The sequence below is a fragment of the Pseudomonas sp. DVZ6 genome (genome assembly GCF_024259445.1).
Lineage (GTDB): Bacteria > Pseudomonadota > Gammaproteobacteria > Pseudomonadales > Pseudomonadaceae > Aquipseudomonas > Aquipseudomonas peradeniyensis.
Genome location: NZ_JANCLM010000013.1, coordinates 53,842 through 75,424, shown reverse-complemented (window position 1 = coordinate 75,424; position 21,583 = coordinate 53,842). Strand labels below are relative to the sequence as shown.

Annotated in this window: 15 protein-coding genes and 1 riboswitch; of the genes, 8 read left to right on the top strand and 7 right to left on the bottom strand. The window is 65.8% G+C overall.

The annotated features are described in order from the left end of the window. Positions 1-43 precede the first annotated feature (43 nt). Both NMG10_RS09880 and NMG10_RS09875 read right to left on the bottom strand, forming a co-directional pair. The gene (locus NMG10_RS09880; protein WP_254464304.1) at positions 44-934 is read right to left on the bottom strand and encodes a serine hydrolase; all 891 of its coding nucleotides are present in this window, start codon (positions 932-934) and stop codon (positions 44-46) included. A 78-nt stretch (positions 935-1,012) separates the two neighbouring features. After that, positions 1,013-1,414, bottom strand: coding sequence for a GFA family protein (locus NMG10_RS09875; protein WP_254464267.1), 402 nt, complete (start codon positions 1,412-1,414; stop codon positions 1,013-1,015). A gap of 358 nt (positions 1,415-1,772) precedes the next feature. Between NMG10_RS09875 and NMG10_RS09870 the strand changes: the two genes are divergently transcribed. After that, positions 1,773-2,999: an MFS transporter gene (locus tag NMG10_RS09870; protein ID WP_232856112.1), complete on the top strand. Its 1,227-nt coding sequence runs from the start codon at positions 1,773-1,775 to the stop codon at positions 2,997-2,999. A 329-nt stretch (positions 3,000-3,328) separates the two neighbouring features. Then, entirely contained in the window at positions 3,329-4,687 is a 1,359-nt protein-coding gene (locus NMG10_RS09865; protein WP_232856113.1) for a glutamine synthetase family protein, read from the top strand. A gap of 12 nt (positions 4,688-4,699) precedes the next feature. Here the strand turns inward: NMG10_RS09865 and NMG10_RS09860 are convergent, their stop codons facing one another. Beyond that, positions 4,700-7,537 carry an HD domain-containing phosphohydrolase gene (locus tag NMG10_RS09860; protein ID WP_254464266.1) on the bottom strand — a complete coding sequence of 946 codons (2,838 nt, stop codon included), beginning with the start codon at positions 7,535-7,537 and terminating at the stop codon, positions 4,700-4,702. 719 nt (positions 7,538-8,256) lie between these two features. Here NMG10_RS09860 and NMG10_RS09855 point away from each other — a divergent pair. Continuing rightward, positions 8,257-9,615, top strand: a complete 1,359-nt coding sequence (locus NMG10_RS09855) for an 8-oxoguanine deaminase (protein WP_050706082.1) — start codon at positions 8,257-8,259, stop codon at positions 9,613-9,615. A gap of 62 nt (positions 9,616-9,677) precedes the next feature. On the opposite strand, the gene NMG10_RS09850 is transcribed toward NMG10_RS09855, so the two are convergent. The 3 genes from NMG10_RS09850 to NMG10_RS09840 are packed head-to-tail and all read right to left on the bottom strand — an operon-like array spanning position 9,678 to position 13,289. Further along, positions 9,678-10,601, bottom strand: coding sequence for an ABC transporter substrate-binding protein (locus NMG10_RS09850; protein ID WP_254464265.1), 924 nt, complete (start codon positions 10,599-10,601; stop codon positions 9,678-9,680). Beyond that, on the bottom strand, positions 10,594-11,322 hold the full coding sequence (locus NMG10_RS09845) for a ferredoxin (protein ID WP_254464264.1): 729 nt from the start codon (positions 11,320-11,322) through the stop codon (positions 10,594-10,596). Before NMG10_RS09845 ends, NMG10_RS09850 begins: the two co-directional genes overlap by 8 nt. 11 nt (positions 11,323-11,333) lie before the next feature. Further along, a complete protein-coding gene (locus tag NMG10_RS09840; protein ID WP_254464263.1) occupies positions 11,334-13,289 on the bottom strand; it encodes a TonB-dependent siderophore receptor in 1,956 nt (651 codons plus the stop codon). Positions 13,290-13,377: 88 nt separating this feature from the next. Next, a riboswitch (cobalamin riboswitch) is annotated at positions 13,378-13,582 on the bottom strand. 142 nt (positions 13,583-13,724) lie between these two features. On the opposite strand from NMG10_RS09840, the gene NMG10_RS09835 reads away from it, so the two are divergent. The 3 genes from NMG10_RS09835 to NMG10_RS09825 all read left to right on the top strand — a co-directional run bounded on the left by NMG10_RS09835 (position 13,725) and on the right by NMG10_RS09825 (position 17,798). Next, positions 13,725-14,114: a DUF2946 family protein gene (locus tag NMG10_RS09835; protein WP_203652483.1), complete on the top strand. Its 390-nt coding sequence runs from the start codon at positions 13,725-13,727 to the stop codon at positions 14,112-14,114. A 70-nt stretch (positions 14,115-14,184) separates the two neighbouring features. Next, positions 14,185-16,338, top strand: a complete 2,154-nt coding sequence (locus NMG10_RS09830; RefSeq protein WP_254464262.1) for a TonB-dependent siderophore receptor — start codon at positions 14,185-14,187, stop codon at positions 16,336-16,338. Positions 16,339-16,343: 5 nt separating this feature from the next. After that, entirely contained in the window at positions 16,344-17,798 is a 1,455-nt protein-coding gene (locus NMG10_RS09825; RefSeq protein WP_254464303.1) for a PepSY domain-containing protein, read from the top strand. 256 nt (positions 17,799-18,054) lie between these two features. On the opposite strand, the gene ykgO is transcribed toward NMG10_RS09825, so the two are convergent. Then, positions 18,055-18,201, bottom strand: coding sequence for a type B 50S ribosomal protein L36 (gene ykgO, locus NMG10_RS09820; protein ID WP_023632134.1), 147 nt, complete (start codon positions 18,199-18,201; stop codon positions 18,055-18,057). Positions 18,202-18,338: 137 nt separating this feature from the next. On the opposite strand from ykgO, the gene NMG10_RS09815 reads away from it, so the two are divergent. Beyond that, positions 18,339-20,429, top strand: coding sequence for a TonB-dependent siderophore receptor (locus tag NMG10_RS09815; RefSeq protein WP_254464261.1), 2,091 nt, complete (start codon positions 18,339-18,341; stop codon positions 20,427-20,429). A 22-nt stretch (positions 20,430-20,451) separates the two neighbouring features. Further along, positions 20,452-21,174, top strand: a complete 723-nt coding sequence (locus NMG10_RS09810; protein ID WP_254464260.1) for a DUF4198 domain-containing protein — start codon at positions 20,452-20,454, stop codon at positions 21,172-21,174. The last annotated feature ends 409 nt before the right edge of the window (positions 21,175-21,583 follow it).

Here is a 21,583-nt window from a genome sequence, read left to right as displayed (position 1 = left end):
AGCAAGTGATATCCATTGAAAGCGGAACAAGAACCAGGCAGCCTCAGCGCACAGCCTCAAGCACCTTGCGTATCTCCTGAGCGACCAGCGCCTCGATACGCCCCTCATCCAAGGCCCTCGAAAACACTGCGCAACACGCGATGGCCTCCCCAACCGCACATCGATAGACCGCCACCACACTGCCGGGGCCACACCCGGTATGCCCGGCCAGCGTCAGGCCGCCCTCGATCGTCCCTCGCATCAGACCCAGGGCATAGCCTGGTGCGATCCACGGCCGGCCGGCCATTGGCCCACCCAACACCTTTGTTGCCTGCATTTCCTGGAGCAGGTTGCCCGGAAGCAGTGTCCCGGCAAGCAGGCGCTCCAGGAAAAGGGCAGCCTGGGAAACAGGGCCGATCAGCAACCCGTGGTAGACCCAGCCAGGGTCGTAGTTCAACGAATGACCGAGGTAGTCACCGTGCAGGTCTGAGCGTTTCGTTGCCAAGCGAACCGACAAGATGCCAAGTGGAGCCAGAACTTGCTGCCTGAGCGCCTCTTCAAGCGGCAGGCCTGTGGCACGTTCGATGAGCCTGGCTACCAGCATGTAGCCCACATTCGAGTAGCGCCAACCCGCTCCTGGGGCGTAGCGAAGTCGAGCGCCATCCAGGCGCTGCATCATCTCGTCCGCGGACCACGCGGATTCATGATTGGCAACCGCCGCGTGGTACGCGGGAAGCTCGCCATAATCCGCAAGACCCGCTTCGTGACGCAGCAGCTGACGCAGGGTGTAATTGGTTTCAGGCAGCGCGGCATCCAGGGCGAGTCGTCCGTCGCGCACCAGAGTCAGGGCGGTCGCGGCCAACACCGTCTTGGTGAAACTCCACCATGGCACACAGGGTTCGGCCTGGAGCGATGGCGTAATGAATCGACCGTTGGAAAGCGTGGAAATCAGCATCGAGTACTCAAGCAGTGATGACAGGCCAGTAAACAAGCGCAGAGGCAACAACATACCCCACTCCGGCGATGCAAGCCGTCAGTCGGCCTCGGGACAATAACGGGATGGCGTATACCAGGGCACCGCAGAATCGATGTAGACGTGCTTTTGCTTGCGTGGCTGGAACGGTGTATCAAGTGTACCCAGCGCGATAGAGATCCAGTCGGCGAACTCACCTTCGGGTCGTGACCAGAACAACGTCGAGCCACACGCCCCGCAGAACTCGCGTAACACTGTCTGCGAAGAGGCGTAGGCCTTGATGCTGTCGGCCCCGCGAAGTATGCGAAGCGCGCTGCGCGGCACGCTACCGTATGACGCGAATGCAGCCCCGTGGCCTTTGCGGCACTGGCTGCAGTGACAATGGCTCACGGCCTTGGGTGGCGTGAGCAACTCGTAGCTGACCGCTGCGCACAGGCAGCTTCCTTGATGTGCCGCTGTCATATGTCCTTCTGTGCTGGTGAAAAATTGTGATGCCTGTCAGTCAGCGTACTGGGGCTGCTTTGCAGCCCTTTCGCGACACAAGGCCGCTCCTACATGGGGTACGCGATCCCTGTAGGAGCGGCCTCGTGCCGCGAAAGGGTCGCAAAGCGACCCCGGCAATCTTGAATCCCCAAAATCGCAAAACACTTGAAAGGGATGGCCGCAACGCTCTACCCAAGCCACCCATCGATCCCACTGATGATTACTATCAAGCCGCCCGCCTGTCGAGCTGCAAAATCCACCCCCTATAATCGCCTCCCCGTTTTCCCCTCGCTGCAGCGCCTGTCCCAGGCGACAGTCCCCTATGGAAGCCCGCACCATGCCAAGCCCCAACCCGTCCCCCCACAGCCCACCCGAACACAGCCAGCAGAGCGTCCGTCAGCAGTGGCTGGCGATTCTCTCGGTCGCCGTGGGCGCTTTCGCCCTGGTGACCAGCGAGTTCCTGCCGGTGGGCGTGCTCAACGATGTCGCCGCTGATCTTGGCATCAGCGCCGGCCAGGCCGGCCTGATGGTGACCCTGCCCGGCATCATGGCGGCCCTGGCCGCGCCCTTGCTGTCGGTGGGCATCGGTGCCCTGGACCGACGCTACCTGCTGATCGCCCTGACGCTGATCATGATCGTCGCCAACGCCGTGGTGGCCTACGCCACCGACTTCGGCCTGCTGCTGTTCGGCCGGGTGCTGCTGGGCATCAGCATCGGTGGTTTCTGGGCGACCGCGATCGCCCTGAGCGGCCGCCTGGCGCCCAAGGGCGTGGGCGTGGCCCAGGCCACCTCGATCATCATGGTCGGCGTGACCCTGGCCACCGTGCTCGGCGTGCCCGTGGGCACTTGGCTCAGTGGGCTCATGGGCTGGCGCATGACCTTCCTGGTCACCGCGCTGGTCGGCGTGCCGGTGCTGCTGGCGCAGGTCCTGCTGCTGCCGCGGCTCAACCCGGAGAAGGCCATCCGCATCAGCGACCTGCCGGCGCTGTTCATCAACCCGCAGGCGCGGGTCGGCCTGATCGCGGTGTTGCTGATCGGCCTGGCGCACTTTGCCGCGTATACCTACGTCGCGCCGTTCTTCAAGCACAACGCCGGCTTCGACGGGCCGATGATCGGCTCGCTGTTGCTGCTCTACGGCGTGGCCGGGGTGCTGGGCAATGTCTTCGCCGGTTTTGCCGCCAACCAGAGCGTGCGCTACACCCTGATGCTGGTCGCCTTGATGATCGGCGTCGGCACCGCGCTGTTCCCCTACTTCGCCACCAACCTCACCGGCGCGGCGATGCTGATCGCGCTGTGGGGCTTCGCCTTCGGCGCCTTCCCGGCCTGCGCCAGCATCTGGATGTTCGTCGTGGCGCCCAAGGATGTGGAGCGCGGCATGCCGCTGTTCGTCGCCATGTTCCAGGTGATCATCGCCCTGGGCTCGTTCTTCGGTGGGCGGATCGTCGACCAGATGGGCAGCGCGGTGCTGTTCAGCCTGGCCACGGCGCTGGTGGGCTGCGGCTTTGTCACGGTGCTGGTGCTGGGGCGCAGCGTCAGCAATCGCCTGGCGGCCCAACCGTCCTGAGAGATCGCTGTGGGAGCGGGCTTGCCTCGCGATGCCGTGTATGGCACCGGCTACGCCGGTGATCGCGGGGCTAGCCCGCTCCCACGCTGACGTTGTCTAGCCTGAAAGGCGCCTGTTGTTTCATAGAGCGGTGGCGGGCCGATTTTACCCGCCACGCTTTATCAACTCTTTACGCCGACGAGCCGCAAACCGACAGCAACTTGATACGCAACTCAATACCCTTTGCCAGGTCTTTGGCGTATCGAGAGTGCAACATGACGCTGTACGCGAATCCCCTGCCTGGGCGGGCCGGCATTCAGGATGAACGCATGCCCCCTTCCGGGGTGGGAATGAACACCCCCGCCGAACCACTGGCGCAGCAGCTCAGGCAACAGGGTATCTGCGAGGTCGAATGCGTGGTGAGCGACTTTTCCGGCATCGTCCGCGGCAAGGTCGCCTCCCTCGACCGCTTCCTCGACGAGGGCGGCATGCGCCTGCCGGAGAGTGTGCTGCTGCAGACGGTGACCGGCGACTTCGTCGACGACGAGGTCTTCTACGCGCTGCTGGACGAAGCCGGCATCGACATGCACTGCCGCCCCGCCGCCCATGCCATCTACCGCCTGCCGTGGCTGGCGGAGCCGACCGCCATGGTCATCCACGACAGCTTCGACCGGCACGGCCAGCCCATCGAGCTATCGCCGCGCAATGTGCTTAAGCGCGTGCTGGCCCTGTACAGCGACAGTGGCTGGCAACCGGTGGTGGCGCCGGAGCTGGAGTTCTACCTGACCAAGCGCAGCCATGACCCGGACCTGCCGCTGGAAGCGCCCGAAGGCCGCTCGGGCCGGGCGGAGACGGGTCGGCAGGGTTTCTCCATCGAAGCCACCCACGAATTCGCCCGGCTGTTCGAGGACGTCTACCACTGGTGCGCCGTCCAGGGCCTGGACCTGGACACGCTGGTCCACGAAAGCGGCCCTGCGCAGATGGAAGTCAATTTCCACCATGGCGACCCGCTGCGCCTGGCCGACCAGTTGATCGTTTTCAAGCGCACCTTGCGCGAAGCGGCGCTGCAGCACGGTATCAGCGCGACCTTCATGGCCAAGCCGATCGCCCATGAACCTGGCAGCTCGATGCACATCCACCAGAGCGTGCTGGACAGGGCCACCGGCGCCAACCTTTTCGCCAGCGCCCACGGCACACCGAGCGATCGGCTGCTGCACTACATCGGCGGCCTGCAGAAGTACCTGCCCCAGGCACTGGCGCTGCTCGCCCCGAACGTGAATTCCTACCGCCGCTTCCTGCCCGACGCCTGTGCCCCGGTCAATGTCGAATGGGGCGAAGAAAACCGCACCGTGGGCCTGCGCGTGCCCACCGCGACAGCGGCCGCCCTGCGCGTGGAGAACCGCCTGCCCGGCGCCGATGCCAATCCCTACCTGGCCATGGCCGCCAGTCTGCTGTGCGGCTATCTCGGCCTGCTCGAACAGGCGGCGCCCAGCGCGCCCGTGCAGGGACGCGCCTACGACCATGGCGGCTTGCGCCTGCCGGCCACGCTGGACGAGGCGCTGGCGCGGCTGGAGGGTTGCGAGCTGCTTGGGGAGTACCTGGGCGACCGGTTCGTGCGCGGGTATGTGGCGGTCAAGCGCACCGAGCTGCAAAACTACCGGCAGGTGATCAGCGCCTGGGAGCGTGAGCACCTGCTGCTGAGGGTCTGAGGCTTTGAATACCTACAACTGCGCCAGCCAGTAGGCCACGTCCACCTCATCGATCTGCTCGGGGCGCAGGAACTGCTCGGCATACTGGCGATACACGCCGGTGTTGAGGAACAGCCGCAGCAACTGCCCGTCGATATGGTTGTCACGGGCCATCGACACCAGGATCTTCACCGACTCGGACAGGGTCTTCGGCGCCTTGTACGGCCGGTCCGCCGCGGTCAGCGCCTCGAAGATGTCGGCGATCGCCATCACCCGCTCGGGGATGCCCAGCGCATCCTTGCCAAGCCGGCGCGGATAGCCGCTGCCGTCCATCTTCTCGTGATGGTTGCCGGCAATCGCCGGCACGCGCCGCAGCTGACGCGGGAACGGCAGCGCGCTGAGCATGATGATGGTCTGCACGATGTGCTCGTTGATCTTGAAGCGCTCCTCGTCGTTGAGGGTGCCACGGCGGATCGACAGGTTGTACAGCTCGCCGTGGTTGCTGGCATGGGCCGGCAGGCGCATGTCGAAACCCCAGTGGTTGCGCGGGTCGTCCTTGGCCACCGGTGGCTTGCGCGGCCCCCAGGGCACCTGGTGCTCGTCGCGGTCGGCAAGCAGCGGCTCCTCCACCGGCAAGGGCGCGACTGGCGTGTCGGCGAAGCGCGCGGCCTCGTCGCGGGAGATGCCCAGGCGGTTGTCGAAGTGCCGCAGCCAGCGGCGCTGGCCGATAAGGCGCAGGCGCTCGATGTCGGCCTCCTGCATGAACTCGCCGCCGATATTGGCGTGGGCGACGAAGGCAAATTCGTCCTGCAACTCGGCCCGGCACTGCTCCAGCGCCTGGCGCAGCAGCAACTCGTCATCGCCGTTGGCCACGCCTTGCCAGTAGGCGATCTCGGCGTCGCGCCAGAGCACCTCGAAGCGCATGCGCACCTCATGCACACGGTTGTACAGGGTCTCGAGCTTGGTCGCCTTGTCCACCACGTATTCGGGGCTGGTAATCTTGCCGCAGTCGTGCAGCCAGGCGGCCACGCGAAACTCGTAGCGCTCGTCCTCGTTCATGCTGAAGCCGGCATAGGGGCCGCTTTCGGCCTGCACGGCCTGGTCCAGGAGCATCTGCGCCAGCTGCGGCACTCGCTCGCAATGGCCGCCGGTATAGGGGCTCTTGGCGTCGATGGCGTCGGCCAGCAGCTTGATCATGGCATCCAGCAGGCGCTGCTGGGCCTCGACCAGTTGGCGGGTCTCGATGGCCACGGCGGCGGCGCCGGACAGTTCCTCGACGAAGCGCCGGAACGCCTGCCCGGCGTGTTCGTCCTCCAGTTGCAGGACCAGAATGCCGAGGAGCGACTGGCCGCGGTCGTTGAGCACCACCGCCAGGCTGCGTCCCTGCAACGACAAGGCCTGGGTCACGGCCTTGGCGAGGTCTTGATGGTCGTGCTCATGTACCGCCAGTTCAGCCGGATAGTCCTGGGCCCGGCAGGCCGCAGCCAGGCGCAGGCGTGCGTTGTCGGCATCGTACAGGTACACCGCGCCGGCACTGGCGCTGGCAGCCGCCACCAGGTGGTTGAGCACGCCGTCGAGCATACGCTCGAGCTGGGTCTCGCGGCTGAGCGTGAGGGTGATCGCCTGGAAGTTGCGGATGGTGCCGGACATGCGGCTGAGCACCCGGCTCAGTTCACGCACCTCCGACACCCGCGAGAGCACACCCACCTCACGGCTGAAATCAAAACCGGCCAGGCCCTGCACCTGCTCCGTAAGCCGGCGCAACGGGCGGCCGATGCGCCGGCCGAGCAAGCCACCGAGCAACAGCAACACCGCCGCCAGCGCGCCGGCCCAGAGCAGTTGCTCGAACAACACCTGGCGCGCGCCGGCCAGCAGCTCGTGGGCCGGCACGGCAATCAGCACCTGCAGGTCCTGCCCGGCCACGGTGGTCAGCGGCACGCGCATGCCATACCAGGTCTGCCCTTCAACCTGATACGGCTGTGGCCGGGTACCCTGGAGGGTATCAGCATGGATCCGTGCGAGGCTGGCAATGCCCAGTTCATCGATGCGCGACAGGCGCACGCCCTCGCCTTCGCGGACGATGACCCGCTGCAGGTCCGGATAGGCCACCACGCTGCCCTGGTCATCGACCACGGCGATCTCGGTGCCAGCCGTCATGCGCAGGTCGCGGCTCTCGCTGGCCAGGTCGGTGACCGAGACGTCCATGCCGATCACCGCCGCGCCATCGACGCTACGCTGGGCCATGGTCAGGCCGATCTCGCGGGTGGTGAAGAACACATAAGGGCGGGTAAGCACGGTGGTGGCTTGCGCAGAGGCTTCGACGAACCAGGGGCGCTGACGCGGATCGTAGCGGTAGTCCGGCTTGGGCTGGTGCAGCAGCAGGGTCATCGCCTGGTCGTAGAAACGCCATTCGCCATGCAACGCACCGTCTTCGCCCAGGCTGACGGTCTGTACCAGGAACATCGTGCCTGCCGGTGCCGCGAAGCGCTGCAGCAACTGTGGGTCGCGCAGGCGGCGGACCAGCAGGAACTCGCCATTGGGGTAGCCGAGGTAGGCGGCGCTGAGCATGCGGTTGGCGCGCAGGCTCTCGACCAGTTGCGGCAGGCGCTCCAGGTGCTGCGCCATTGTGCCCGCAGCGGTATCGAAGGCCAGCAGGCGGATGCTGCTCTGCACCGGATCGACCAGGCGTCGGGCGCGCTCGTCGATGGTCCGGCCGATCTGCTGGGCGGCATCGCCGGCGGCGGCCACCAGGGTCTGGCGCACCCCCAGGTAGCCCTGCCAGGCCAGGGCCGCGCCCAGCGCCAGCATGCCCAGCATGATCGCCAGCGCCACCAGCCATTGCAGGGAGATACTCCGGCCACGGTTGTTCATGAACGCCTGCCCCGTGCAGACGCCAGCCTTGCCGCATGCCCCATCAACGCGCAGCCCATCCCAGGTACTCCCCGTGTGGCGATTTCCACAGTGTAATCAGCCCGCGCGAACCTGCCGGCCTGTGACAGTGGCTGGTAGCGAGACAGTCGCATGCTGGCGCAACGACATCAATCATGCCCTGAATCATTGTGGGAGCAACTGTCTTGCTCAATTTTTAGAATCTGGCGCGATCCCCGTGGGAGCGGGCTTGCCCGCAAACACCGGCGCAGCCGGTGCCATACACCGCGCTGGATTCTTCACGGCGGTGCGGCGGTCCGATAAACCCGCTCCCACAGGGTCAAGCTAAATCAAGTTTGTTCCATGAGAGTGGCCCGTCCCGCAGTCGTCAGAATTGCGGCAAAAAACTCGTATACAAAAAAAAGAAATTCTGTTTACACTGCCTCACGCCTACGACAACGGTCATCGCCGTTGCGTATTGCGACAGGCTCAAGCCATGCGACATCCGCTATCGCCCAACCTCCCCGGGCCCCCTTCTCGAATGCCGTGCGTCCTGAACGCCGCATCCGCCCTGCTGCCATCGACCCACACGCCCGATACGCCCTCGCCAGGGCCGATCCTGCGCGTGCGCGGTTCTGCTCCAGCCTTCGACGCCGGGCTTCGCCACGGCGCCTGACGCTTCCCTACAATCAGAAAACACACCCCAAGCGGGAGGGACACCCATGCCCAAGACACTACTGGTCAAGAACGCCGAACTGCTGGTGACCATGGACGGCGAACGCCGCGAGATCAAACGCGGCGGCCTCTATATCGAAGACAATGTGATCAGGCAGGTCGGCCCCAGCGATACCCTGCCGCAACACGCCGACGTGATCCTCGACATGACCGGCAAGGTGGTCATCCCGGGCCTGGTCAACACCCACCACCACATGTACCAGAGCCTCACCCGCGTGGTGCCGGCGGCCCAGGACGGCGAACTGTTCAACTGGCTGACCAACCTCTACCCGATCTGGGCGCGGCTGACCCCGGAGATGATCTCGGTATCGACCCAGACGGCCATGGCCGAGCTGATCCTCTCGGGCTGCACCACCTCCAGCGACCACCTGTACATCTACCCCAACGGCTGCAAGCTCGACGACAGCATCCACGCCGCCGAGGAGATCGGCATGCGCTTCCACGCCGCGCGCGGCAGCATGAGCGTCGGCCGCAGCCAGGGCGGCCTGCCGCCGGACTCGGTGGTGGAGAAGGAAAGCGACATCCTCAAGGAGTCACAGCGCTTGATCGAGGACTACCACGATGCCAGCCACGGCTCGATGCTGCGCGTGGTGGTGGCGCCCTGCTCGCCGTTCTCGGTCAGCCGCGACCTGATGCGCGAGGCGGCGGTTCTGGCCCGCCAGTATGGCGTGTCGCTGCACACCCACCTGGCCGAGAACGTCAACGATATCGCCTACAGCCGCGAGAAGTTCGGCATGACCCCGGCCGAGTACGCCGAGGACCTGGGCTGGGTCGGCCACGACGTCTGGCACGCCCACTGCGTGCAGCTCGACCAGCACGGCATCGAGCTGTTCGCCCGCACCGGCACCGGGGTCGCCCACTGCCCGTGCTCGAACATGCGCCTGGCCTCAGGCATCGCGCCGATCCGCAAGATGCGCGACCACGGCGTGCCGGTGGGCCTGGGGGTCGATGGTTCGGCGTCCAACGACGGCGCCAGCATGATCGGCGAGGTGCGCCAGGCGCTGTTGCTGCAACGGGTCGGCTTCGGGCCGGATGCGATGACTGCCCGCGAGGCGCTGGAGATTGCCACCCTGGGCGGCGCCAAGGTGCTCAACCGCAACGATATCGGCGCCCTCGCCCCGGGCATGGTCGCCGACTTCGTCGCCTTCGACCTTGGCCATGTGGCCTATGCCGGCGCCCTGCACGACCCGCTGGCGGCGCTGGTGTTCTGCACCCCGACCCATGTCGACACCAGCGTGATCAACGGGCGTGTGGTGGTTCAGGGTGGGCGCATCACCACCGTCGACCTGCCGCGGGTACTGGAGCGGCACAACCAGCTGGCGCGTCAGTTGGTCATCGGCGAGTAGCACCCAGCCCATCGCGGGGCAGGCCCGCTCCCACGCCAAGCTTCGCGATCAGGGCGGGCCAGCTATGGGACAGCCACTTCCCTGAGCCGCCGCGCCAGTTCCAGGGCCACCCGCCCGCTGGCCGGCGTGGGTACCAGCTCGGTGAACGGGATATCGATCATGCGATTCTCGCGCACCGCCCGCAGGCTCGAGAGCACCGGGTCGCGGGTCAGCAGCTGACGCTTGCGGCTGGCCGGCGACCACAGGGCGTCGGCCAGCAGGATCACATCGGGGTCGCTGCTCAGCAGCGCCTCGCGGTTGACCGTCACCCGGTACTGGTCAATCCCGCCGAGCACATTGCGCGCCCCGGCGGCGGCCAGCAATGGCGTGACGAAACCCCGCCCACCTTCGCTGTCCAGCCCCCGGACCTCGCTGTCGAGGTAGAACACCGACAGCGGCTTGCCGACAGGCGCGATCGCCCTGGCCCGCGCCAGGTCCGCCTCCATCGCCTCGATCAACGCCTGCGCCCTCGCCTGCCTGCCGAGCATTTCGCCAAGGAGGGTCAGGTCACGCCGGACATGGGCGTAGTAGTCCAGGGAATGGCCGGCACAGGCCGACTCGAGCAGGTAGGTGGCGATCCCGTTGCCGGCCAGCCGGGTTCGCGAGCTGACCCCATCGCCGAAGGCCGTGGCGAATCCGCCGACCACCAGGTCCGGCCTTTGCGCGTACAGCACCTCGCTGGCCGGATACTCCCGGGCGATCACCGGCACGCCCTGGTAGCGGCTCTGCTTGTAGGCGGCGCCGTTGTCGTCCAGGTAGGCCACACCGACCATCGACGGCCCGACGCCAAGGGCGAGCAGGAGGTCGGCCGCGTGCTGGTTGAGGGCGACGATACGTGCAGGCGTCGCCGCAGGCCGTTGCCAGTCTTGCCCGCAGTTGCGAAAGCGCTCGGCCAGGGCCGGTGTGCCACAGCACAGGGCCAGCGACAGCAACCAGGCTTTACGCATCGCATGTCCCTCCCTTGATCAGCAATCTTTCGGCGATCCTTCCGCCCTCTAGATGCGTTTTTACCAATTCCTCCACCTCCCGACCATCACGTACCCGATACCAGCAGCCGTCCGGGTGCACCGTCAGTACTGGCCCCAGGTTGCAGGGGAACTGGCAACCGGTACGGGTCAGCAGCACGCCGCCTGGCGTCTCGATCAAGTCACGCTCCAGCAACTGGCGGCGCAGGCGTTTCCACAACGGCAAGGCACCGCGCCGCACGCAGCGTGGGCCGGTGCACAGGAACACCTGGCGGGCATGCTCGGGTATCCGCGACCAGTCCGGATCGCTGGCCACCGCGTTGACCTGGTCGCATGGCAGGTGACGGGCATGCTCGCCGACGCTGGCACACGCCGCCCGAGCATCCAGCCCGCGCCGGCCCAGGGCCTGGGCCGTGATCCAGATACCGGCGCGACCTTGCGCCAGGCGCCCCAGCTCATCGCGCAGCCAGTCGAGGTAGGCGCTGTCCGAGGTGGGTTCCAGGTCCACTACCAGCAAGCGCTCAATGCCCAGGTCAAGGGCCTCGCGGATAACCACCCACAGCCCGTCGAAGCCCTCCAGGGTATCGACGATATCCCGGTCCGCCTCGCGGCCACGCAGGTCGCGAACCTCGGCGCCGAACGCCTCGGCCACCGAGCCACTCGCCAGACCGGGGCCCACGAACAGCACACGCTGATAGTCCATGCTCACGCCCCTCAGAAGGTGTAGGTGTACCGCAGTTCGCTGGTGAACGGCCGCCCGAGGTTGTCGACATTGCTCGCCCGGCTGGTGACATAGTCGCGGTCGAACAGGTTCTCCACCAGCAGGCTCAGCCGGTGCTGGCGGGCGCCATCCAGGTAGCGATAGGCATCGGCATCGACCACCGAGTAATGGCCATAGTCGACGCCCTTGGAGCTGACCACGTCGCGAATGTAGCGAATGGCCCCTCCGGCACCCCACCTGCGGTCTGCCGATTCGTAGCCGAGCCGCGAGCGGGCGAAGAAACTCGGCACGTCGTTGATCGTCGCCCCGGTGCGCGACTCGGTGAGGTTACGGGTCATGTCGGCCTGCAGGCTCCATTGGTCGTCGAGCTGGATACGTGCATCGGCCTCGAAACCACGCATCTGCACCTGCCCCTGGCCATTCACCCACTGGCTGCCGTCCAGGGTGATCAGGTCGGTGATCTTGCGCCGGAACACGGTGACGCTGGCGCTGAACTCACGCGCCAGCAGCAGGCCGTGGTAGTCCAGGCCAAGCTCGGCATTGCGGCTCTTCTCGGGCTTGAGGTCGCGGTTGCCGATCTCGTCGCCGGGTTCGTTGACGAACAGCTGCTCGGCGTTGGGCAGCTTGTAGGCGCTGCCATATTGGCCGCGCAGCTGCCAGTTGTCGTTCAGGTCGTACAGCGAGGTGAGCATGCCCACCGTGGCGCTGTCGCCGCCGCTCATGGCCTCGTGGCGCACGCCGAGGCTCGGGTGCCAGTTCGGCAGGGCCTCGATCCTCGGTCGCAGCTGGGCATACAGCGCATTGGCCTGGGCCTTGTTGTCGTCGATCACCAGCACGTCGTCCTGGCCCTTGAACCACTGGTTGTCGGAACCGAACACCAGCACATGGCCGCCGTCGAGCTCGGCCTTGCCCTCGGCCTGCACACCCCAGTCGGTGAAGCCCCAGTAGTCGTTGTGGTTGACCACGTTGCGGCTGCCGTCGGCGCGGTTGTTGATGCGGGTGTAGCGGGTGTCCCAGTCGTTGACATGGCCCTTGACGAAGTAGCTCAGGCGCTCGTTGAGGCGCTGCTCGAAGGTGGCGGTGGCGATCTGCTGCACGCGGTCGTTGGTGGTCTTGTAGTTGTTCACCGGCCGGGCAAAATCGAGGTTGGCGTCGGTGTATTGGTAGAACAGCTCCAGCCGCGCATCGTCACCGAAGGCCTGGATCGCCTTGCCACCGAAGGTGGTCACCTCGTAGCCGCGTTTCTTGTCGCTGACGTTGCCGCTGTAGTCGCGATTGCGAAACGGCTGGTAGCCGTCGGAGACATTGTGGCTGACATAGGCCAGCAGCCCCAGGTCGCCGAAACCATTACTGAAGATCCGCTCGACGCGGGCGTCCTTGCTGTTGCCGGCGAAGCTGTCCAGGCCCAGGTTGACCTCCCCCGAAGCCTCGCGGCGCTGCGGGCTGCGGGTGACGATATTGATCACCCCCGCCACCGCCTGGGTGCCGAACAACAGGCTCTGGCCGCCCTTGAGCACCTCGATGCGCTCCACCGCGTTGGCCGGCAGGGTGTCCAGGTATAGGCCACCGTACAGGCGGTTGTTCAGGCGCACGCCGTCGAGCAGGATCAAGGTGTCGTCGTTGCGCCCGCCCAGCAGCGAGTAGGTGCCGTAGTCGAACGGACCGTTCTTCGGCGCAACGTAGAAGCCGGGGATGAACATCTGCATCACCCGGGTGATGTCGGCAGCGGGGCCGGCGCGCTCGATCTGCTCGCGGCTGACGATCTCGACCTTGCTGCCGTACTGGGCCATGGCGGCGACCGTAGTCGACTCCACCGAGGGCGCGGCGACGATCTGCTGGTCGAGGATCAGAGGGGTGTTTTCGGCCAGTGCCAGGGGGCTGGCCAGGCAGCCCAGAAGCAGGGTCCGGGCCTTGGGGGAGAAACGTCGGGAGTGAATCACAGCAATCATGCTCTTCTCGAAAGTGACTTTCGCAGAAGCACGCAGGAGCAGGGATCGCGCACAGCCAATACCGGCCCATGCCCGCCCACCGCAGGAGTTTGCCTACCACATTCCAGGCCGGTCTCCGGGCTCGCAAGACAAGACACCTTCACCTTCCCATGGCGCACTGGCCACAGTGGTCTGTCGAAGGCATCACTTGCATACCGTTGCGGGGGCAGCACCGGACTGGCGCGAAGCGCGTACCGGTTTCCCGTTTCACCCCATGCGCGGCGGCATGGGACACCTGAAATCGGTCGGCATCTGAACACCTGGGGCCGAGAGGCGTCAAGCCAGCCAGGTGAATCGATTCGAATGTTTTTTATCGGCCGAGCACTCTAGGCAGATGTTTCAAACGCTGTAGAATCCGCACGCCGAACCTATTCTCATTCCCTTCGAGCTTTGCCGATGAAGCTGGCCCGCCACACACGATCGCAAGTCGCCTGGGTGCTGTATTTCAGCATCCTGTTCGGCTCGTTGCTGTGCGCCATGGGCCATGGCCAGATGGCGGGCTTGCGCCTGGCCGGCCTGGATGACGCCGCCTGGTGCGCGGCCGACAGCAGCGGCGTGTTCAAGGGCGACCAGGACATCAGCGACCCGGTGCTGCCCGCCGGCGGCGACTGCGTGATCGCCAGCCTGTTCAGCGCCACCCTGCTGGCCGTGTTCTTCGGCCTGCTGGCCTTGCTCGCCGGGGAGTCGAGCAAACCCTTACCCAGGCAACCCGCGCCACCCCTGCCCAAGCAGCGCTGGCCACTGGTCAATCCGCGCGCCTCTCCTGCTTCGCTTCTCGCGTTCTGACATCGCCACGCCCTGCGCTGCCTGATCGGCAGCGGGCGTGCGCTAACCGATTTCAGCCAGGAAGCCTTGCATGTTTCGCATGACCACTTTGGCGCTGCTCGTTGGCAGCGCAACCTGCGCCTGGGCGCAGGATGACACCCTGACCCTGCCCGCCAGCAACGTCACGGCCACCGCCGACCAACCCAAGGAGGCCACCGGCCTCGACCTTGACCGCCCTATCGAAAGTGGCTCGCGGCTGAACCTCAGCGCCCGCGAAAACCCCGCCTCGGTCAGCGTCGCCGACCGCAAGACCATGGAACGCATCGGCGCGCGCAACTTCCAGGACGCCGCCAACGCCCTGCCCGGGGTCAACGCTTCGGCACCGCCCGGCTGGGGCGGCTACGTGTCGTACCGCGGCTTCAACGGTGCCCAGGTCAGCCAGCTGTTCAATGGCATCAACCTGCAGTACGGCGCTGCCGGGCGACCGGTCGGGGCGTGGATCTACGACCGTGTCGAACTGCTCGGCGGCCCCTCGTCGTTCCTCAACGGCAGCGGCGCCGTCGGTGGCAGCCTGAACATGATCACCAAGCTGGCCAACCGCGACGAAGACATCTTCGAAGGCCGCGTCAGCTATGGCCGCTACGACACGATGGAGACCTCGGTCGGCTTCAACAAGGCGCTCAACAGCGGCGACGGCCCACGCCACTACGCCCGGCTCGACTACAGCCGCACCAGCACCAATGGCTATATCGACCGCCAGGAGAACGGGGCCGGCAACCTGGCCTTCTCGCTGCTCAGCGACATCAACGACCAGTTGTCGCACACCCTGGCCATCGAGTACCTGGAAGAAAAAGAGGACAGCCCGTACTGGGGCTCGCCGGTGCTGCAGCCGGCGGTCGGCACCCTGCATATCGACAAGCACAATCGCTTCAACAACTACAACGTCGAGGACGGCCGCTACGAGCAGCGCACGCGCTGGCTGCGCTCGATCACCGACTACCGCATCGATGACAGCAACCAGCTGCGCAACACCTTCTACCACTACAACGGCCAGCGCGATTACCGCAACCTCGAGGTGTACCGCTACAACGCCGGCAACACCGCCATCGACCGCTCCGGCGGCTACCGCCAGCGCCACGACCAGGAGGTCAACGGCAACCGCGTCGAGCTGACCCACCAGGGCCAGCTGTTCGGCCTGGCCAGCGACTGGGCGTTCGGCGTGGACTACAACCGCAACCAACAGACCAACTACCCGCTGTCCAAGGGTGCCTTCGACCGCATCGACCCGAACGGCTTCCAACCTGATCACTTCCTCGACATCCCCGGCATGGACGCGCCGCGGGCCAAAGGCCGCAGCACCAACACCGACACCACCGCTGGCTTCGTCGAAAACCGCACCCGCCTGACCGACCAGCTGTCGCTGATCACCGCGCTGCGCTACGACCATATCGACTTCGACGTGGTCGACCACGTGACCCGGGCCAAGCTGGACCGGCGCTGGGACGCCTTCACTGGCCGCCTGGGCCTGGTCTACGAGCTGACGCCCAATGTCAGCCTGTACACCCAGTACAGCACCTCGGCCGAGCCGCCGGGAGGCTCGCTCACCGGCGCCTCGATCAGCCAGGTCGGCGACTTCGACCTGAGCACCGGCCGCCAGGTGGAAGTGGGCAGCAAGTTCGACTTCCTCGATGGGCGCGGCTCGGCCACTGCAGCGGCCTATCGCATCGTGCGCAAGAACATCTCGGTGCCCTCCTCGACCGTGCCCAACACCACCGAGCAGGCGGGCCAGCAGACGTCCACCGGCATCGAGCTGGCGGCCTCGTTCAAGGTCACGCCCAAGCTGCTGGCGGCGGGCAACTTCAGCTGGGTCAACGCCGAGTACGACGAGTTCAACGAGACCATCGGCGGCGTGGTGTACTCGCGCAAGGGCAAGAACCCGGTGAACATCCCCGACCGGGTCGCCAACCTGTGGCTGACCTACGACCTGGCGCCGGGTTGGCAGGTCGGCGCCGACGCCCGCTATGTGTCGTCGGTGTACGCCAATACCGCCAACACCGCCTGGGTGCCGTCGTACACCGTCTACGGGCTGTCGATGACCCACGACCTGGACCAGCACGTGCAGCTCAGCGCGCGGCTGCGCAACCTCACCGACGAGGTCTACGCCCGCTTCATCCACCAGACCAACACCCAGTACTACCTGGGTGAGCCGCGCAGCCTGGAAGTCGCTGTGCAGTGGCGCTACTGATGGGCCTGAAACGCCAGCTGTACCTGTGGCACCGCTGGCTGGGTATCGTCGCCTGCCTGTTCATGGCGCTGTGGTTCGTCTCCGGGGTGGTCATGCTGTATGTCGGCTACCCCAAGTTGACCCCGGCCGAGCGCCTGGCCCACCTGCCGGCACTGCCGGCGGGTTGCTGCGCCGAGTTGCCGGCGCAGTGGGCGCAGCAGCCGTTGAAGGCACTGCGCCTGACCAGCCTGGGCGGGCGGGCGCACTACCTGCTGGAGCTGGCCGACGGGCGCCGCGTCACCCTCGATGCCGCCAGCGGCGCGCCCCTGGCTCAGGCCGACGCCGACTGGGCACTGGCCAATGCTCGGCAGTACGCCGGTGACGCGGCACTGGCCTACCAGGGCACGGTGGACGAGGACATGTGGACCCACTCCCGGGCCCTGGACGGCGACCGGCCCTTGCACCGGGTGCGGGTGGACGATGCCGCCGGCACCTGGCTGTACCTGTCCGGGCGCAGCGGTGAAGTGGTCCGCGACGCCACCGCACAGGAACGCACATGGAACTGGGTCGGTGCCTGGCTGCACTGGCTCTATCCCTTGCGCGGCGGGTTCGGCTTCGACAACGGCTGGCGCACGCTGGTGATCGGCCTGTCCGTGCTCGGCACGCTGATGGCGGTCCTGGGCATCGCGGTGGGCATCCTGCGCCTACGCTTGCGCAAGCGCTATCGCAGCGGCTCGTGCAGCCCTTACCCGAGCGGCTGGCTGCGCTGGCACCACATCGGCGGGCTGCTGTTCGGCGGCGTGCTGGTGTTGTGGGTGTTCAGTGGCCTGATGTCGATGCGCCCCTGGGGCCTGACCGACAGCCGTTCGCAGATCGCCCTGCAACCCGGCCCGCTACGCGCCGCCGACCTCAAGCTGCCGATCGCCACCGCGTTGGCGCGGTTGCGCGATGAGGCAGGCTTCAATGCCGTCGAGTTGCAGTGGCAGCGCCTGGCCGACGTCACCTACCTGGTGGCACGCAACGCCAACGGCGACAGCCGCATCCTTGAAGCCGGCGCGCCACCGGCCCGGGCGTTTGCCCGGCAACGTCTGCTGACGGCCGCGCAGGTCATGGCCCCGGGCATTGCGGTGCAAGACGACTGGCAGACCGCCTACGACTTCCACTACTTCGCCCGCGATCCGCAGAGCATGTACGGTTTCCAGTCCAGGCCGTTACCTGTGCTGCGCCTGCGCTTCGACGACCCATCCGGCACCTGGGCCTACATGGACCCGGCCAGCGGCATGCTGGTGGCCAGCCATGACCGGGCGCAACGCACCGGCCGCTGGTTGTTCAACCTGTTGCACAGCTGGGACTGGCAACCGCTGCTGGCGCGGCCGCTGTTGCGGGAAGGGCTGATCATCGTCCTGAGTAGCGGTGGACTGGTGATTGCCCTCAGTGGTGTGGTGCTGGGTTGGCGGCGTTTGCGCAGGACGCTCCGGTAGCCTCTGCGTCCAAGGTATGGCATCAGGTGCGTCACTTTCTGGTGGGCTCCTATGGGACGACATGTAACCCATTGGTTTAGCTTGACTCTGTGGGAGCGGGTTTACCCGCGAAGAATCCAGCGCGGTGAATGGCACCGGCTCCGCCGGTGTTCGCGGCGGTGCGGCGGTCCGATAAACCCGCTCCCACAGAAATAACAGGGCTGGACGATCTCTCATGGAGCCAAACGTAATTCTTCGATTCGACCAGGACAGCGTGCTACCCCCGCTTCTTCTTCACCCCGCCCTGCCTGGCCTTGAACCGCGGATTGGACTTGCAGATCACATAGATCCGGCCACGACGCTTGACCACCTGGCAATCACGATGACGGCGCTTGGCCTGCTTGAGTGAGGACAGTACTTGCATGGGAACCTCCAGTTACGTAATAACATTACAATAACGCGAATCATTCCCATCTGACAATCACGCCGTAAACCACAGCTCCCTATGGCGTCAGAGCAATGGTAAATGTTACGTTATTACATATTAATTGGAGATCCCCCGTGAACCCTCGCGCACCGCTTCTGGCCGGCCTCACTCTGGGCCTGTTCGGCCAACCCCTCTCGGCAGCCCAACCCCTGCTGCTGGAGGAAACCTCGATCACCGACGCCTACCTCGAAGAGCGTGCCGACGGCCCGGTGCAAGGCTATCGCGCCACCCGCTCGGCCACCGCCACGCGCACCGACAGCGATATCCGCGACACCCCGCAGAGCATCCAGGTGGTGCCCGCCCAGGTGATCAAGGACCTCAACACCACCCGCATCGACCGCGCCCTGGATTTCGCCGGCGGCGTGTCGCGGCAGAACAACTTCGGCGGCCTGACCTTCCTCAACTACAGCGTGCGCGGCTTCACCACCGGCGAGCTGTACAAGAACGGCTTTGCCATCAACCGCGGCAGCTACAGTTCCCCGGACACCTCCAGCATCGAGCGCATCGAAGTGCTCAAGGGCCCGGCCGCCAGCCTCTATGGCCGTGGCGACCCTGGCGGGCTGGTCAATATCGTCAGCAAGCGCCCCCAGGCCGAGACCTTCAGCACCCTCAGCCTGAGCGCGGGCAGCTGGGACCGCTACCGCACCGCCCTGGATGCCAACTCGCCCCTGGACAGCGAAGGCAACCTGCTGGGCCGGATCAACCTGGCGGTCGAGGACAACGGCAGTTTCCGCGATCACGTGAACAGTGAACGACGCATCGTCAGCCCGTCGCTGAGCTGGCAGCTGTCGCCGGACACCCGGGTGATGCTCGATGCCGAGTTCTCGCGCACCGAATCGGTGTTTGATCGGGGCATTCCGGCGGTCAACGGCCAGATGGGTTCGGTGCCGCGCTCGGCCTTCATGGGCGAACCCAACGACGGCAAGATCCGCAACGACAACCAGACCCTCGACCTGGCGCTGGAGCACTTTCTCAACGACGACTGGAAGCTGCGCCTGGCCAACCACTACACCCAGGGCACGCTCAAGGGCAACAGCTCCGAGCCCCAGGCCCTGGTCGGCAACACCCTCACCCGCTTCTACCGCGAGCGTGACTTCGAGTGGAACGACAACATCACCCAGGCCGAGCTGCACGGCCAGTTCCAGCTGCTCGGCTGGCAGCACCAGAGCCTGATCGGGCTTGAATACGAAAACTACCGCAACAGCCAGAAATACCCGCAAAGCGCGACCTCGGCAGGCTATGGCCTGGACATCTACAACCCGGTGTACGGCAAGCCCAAGCCGGCGCTCACACGGGCCAACGACTTCTTCGAACGTACCGAAAGCCATGCCCTCAACCTGCAGGACCAGATCGCCTTCACCGAGCGCCTGCGCGGCCTGCTCGGTGTGCGTCTGGAGCGCATTGAACAGACTGCGCAGAACCGCTCCACCGGGGTCAGCAACAGCCAGGCGAAGGATGTCGCCACGCCGCGCATAGGGCTGCTGTACCAACTGACCCCGCAAGTGGGCGTGTTCGCCAACGCCTCGACCTCGTTCAAGCCCAACACCATCGGCACCCAGGGCCAGGTCTACAAGCCTGAAAAAGGCCTGGGCTACGAGACCGGATTAAAGCTCGACCTGCTAGACAACCGTCTGGGCGCGACCATCGCGCTGTTCCATATCGACAAGGAAAACGTCATCACCACCGACGCACTCGGCGAAAGCGTGGCGGCGGGCGAAGCGCGCAGCCAGGGGCTGGACCTGCAGTTCAGCGGCCAACTGACCGACGCGGTGCGGGTGATCGGTGCCTACGCCTACATCGATGCCGAGGTCACCAAGGGCGACGCGGCCCTGCCCAAGGGCAGCGACTTGCTGGGCATTGCCCGCAACAGTGGCAGCGTGATGGGCGTGTACGAGTTCCAGGACGGTGTCCTGCGCGGCTCGGACATCGGCGCGGCGTTCAACTATGTCGGCGAGCGCTCCGGCCAGGCCGGCAGCCACTTCACCCTGGATGCCTACAGCACGGTCGACCTGCTGGCGCACTACAAGGCAAGCGAACAGGTCACCGTGGGGCTGAACCTCAACAACCTCTTTGATCGCAAGTACTACGAACGTTCGTACAACAGTTCGTGGGTGCTGCCCGGCGAGCCGCGCAACGTCAGCGTAAGCCTGACCCTGAACCTCTAAACCTCTGATTCAAGGGACTGTCATGCATCCATCACTGAAACTGGCCGCCCTGCTGGCCATGACCATCAGCGCCGACGCCGGCGCCCACGGCCTGTGGACCGAGCAGCGACGCGGCAATATCGAGGCGGTATACGGCCATGGCGCCGAGGATGACGCCTACAAGGCCGAGAAGATCAAGCGCGCCTGGGCGTTCGACAGCGCCGGCAAGATGATTCCGGTCAGCGTCGAGCGCCTGGCCGACCATGCTCGCCTGCAACCGCTCTCCCCGCCCGCGGCGCTGGCCGTGGTACTGGACAACGGACCGTGGTCACAGCGCCCGGACAAACAATGGGTCAACCAGGACCGCAACCAGGTCAAGGATGCCATCGCCTCGACTCACAGCTTCAAGTACAGCCTGGCCATCTACCAGGGCAGCGCCCGTTTGCCCAAGCTGGACATGCTGCGCCTGGCCATCGTGCCGCTGAGCGACCCGCTCAAGGTGGGGCCCGGCAACCTGCTGGAAGTGCAGGTCCTGATCGACGGCAAGCCCGCGCCGGGTATTCCCCTGCAGGGCGACTACCGGGGCGCGCCTGATCAGGTCAGCGCCACGACCGGCGCGGACGGCCGGGCGCTGATCAAGGTGCGCAACGAGGGCCTGAACATCATTGCCGCCCAAGCCACGCAGCCTTTGCCCGAAGGTTCCCCCGTGGCGCAACAGAGCCTGTTCAGCTCATTGACCTTCCTGGGCGAACCGCACCACGAATAGCCACGTCACGCCAGGCCGCAGCGACCGGGGTGCCGATGAGAAAGTTGGCGAACAGCAAACCGCAACAGGTGTGCAGCCATGAAAGGGATTGGGTGATGGTTTTCTGCTTCATCCCAGGCGCTGCGGCAGTTGCGGCCAGAAGCCGATCAGCGCCAACAGCACGGCGGCGACGATGCGCGAGAGCATGGGCCAGGAGAGATTCACGGTTTGCAATCCTTGGGGGCGCGTTGCGCCCCTTTCGCGGCACAAGGCCGCTCTCATGGAACAAAACTTAAATCATTGAATTAACTGGAACAGCGTGGGAGCGGGCTTGCCCCGCGATCACCGGCAAAGCCGGTGCCACACATCGCATCGCGGGGCCAGCCCGCTCCCACGCTGGTGATGCTTGCAACCCTGTACTCCACGCAGC

Coding starts and splice junctions, on each gene's coding strand:
- NMG10_RS09810 (WP_254464260.1), top strand. CDS start 20,452: ATGCATCCATCACTGAAACTGGCCGCCCTGCTGGCCATGACCATCAGC.
- NMG10_RS09860 (WP_254464266.1), bottom strand. CDS start 7,537: ATGAACAACCGTGGCCGGAGTATCTCCCTGCAATGGCTGGTGGCGCTG.
- NMG10_RS09850 (WP_254464265.1), bottom strand. CDS start 10,601: ATGCGTAAAGCCTGGTTGCTGTCGCTGGCCCTGTGCTGTGGCACACCG.
- NMG10_RS09865 (WP_232856113.1), top strand. CDS start 3,329: ATGAACACCCCCGCCGAACCACTGGCGCAGCAGCTCAGGCAACAGGGT.
- NMG10_RS09855 (WP_050706082.1), top strand. CDS start 8,257: ATGCCCAAGACACTACTGGTCAAGAACGCCGAACTGCTGGTGACCATG.
- NMG10_RS09875 (WP_254464267.1), bottom strand. CDS start 1,414: ATGACAGCGGCACATCAAGGAAGCTGCCTGTGCGCAGCGGTCAGCTAC.
- NMG10_RS09845 (WP_254464264.1), bottom strand. CDS start 11,322: ATGGACTATCAGCGTGTGCTGTTCGTGGGCCCCGGTCTGGCGAGTGGC.
- NMG10_RS09880 (WP_254464304.1), bottom strand. CDS start 934: ATGCTGATTTCCACGCTTTCCAACGGTCGATTCATTACGCCATCGCTC.
- NMG10_RS09870 (WP_232856112.1), top strand. CDS start 1,773: ATGCCAAGCCCCAACCCGTCCCCCCACAGCCCACCCGAACACAGCCAG.
- ykgO (WP_023632134.1), bottom strand. CDS start 18,201: ATGCAAGTACTGTCCTCACTCAAGCAGGCCAAGCGCCGTCATCGTGAT.
- NMG10_RS09835 (WP_203652483.1), top strand. CDS start 13,725: ATGAAGCTGGCCCGCCACACACGATCGCAAGTCGCCTGGGTGCTGTAT.
- NMG10_RS09840 (WP_254464263.1), bottom strand. CDS start 13,289: ATGATTGCTGTGATTCACTCCCGACGTTTCTCCCCCAAGGCCCGGACC.
- NMG10_RS09830 (WP_254464262.1), top strand. CDS start 14,185: ATGTTTCGCATGACCACTTTGGCGCTGCTCGTTGGCAGCGCAACCTGC.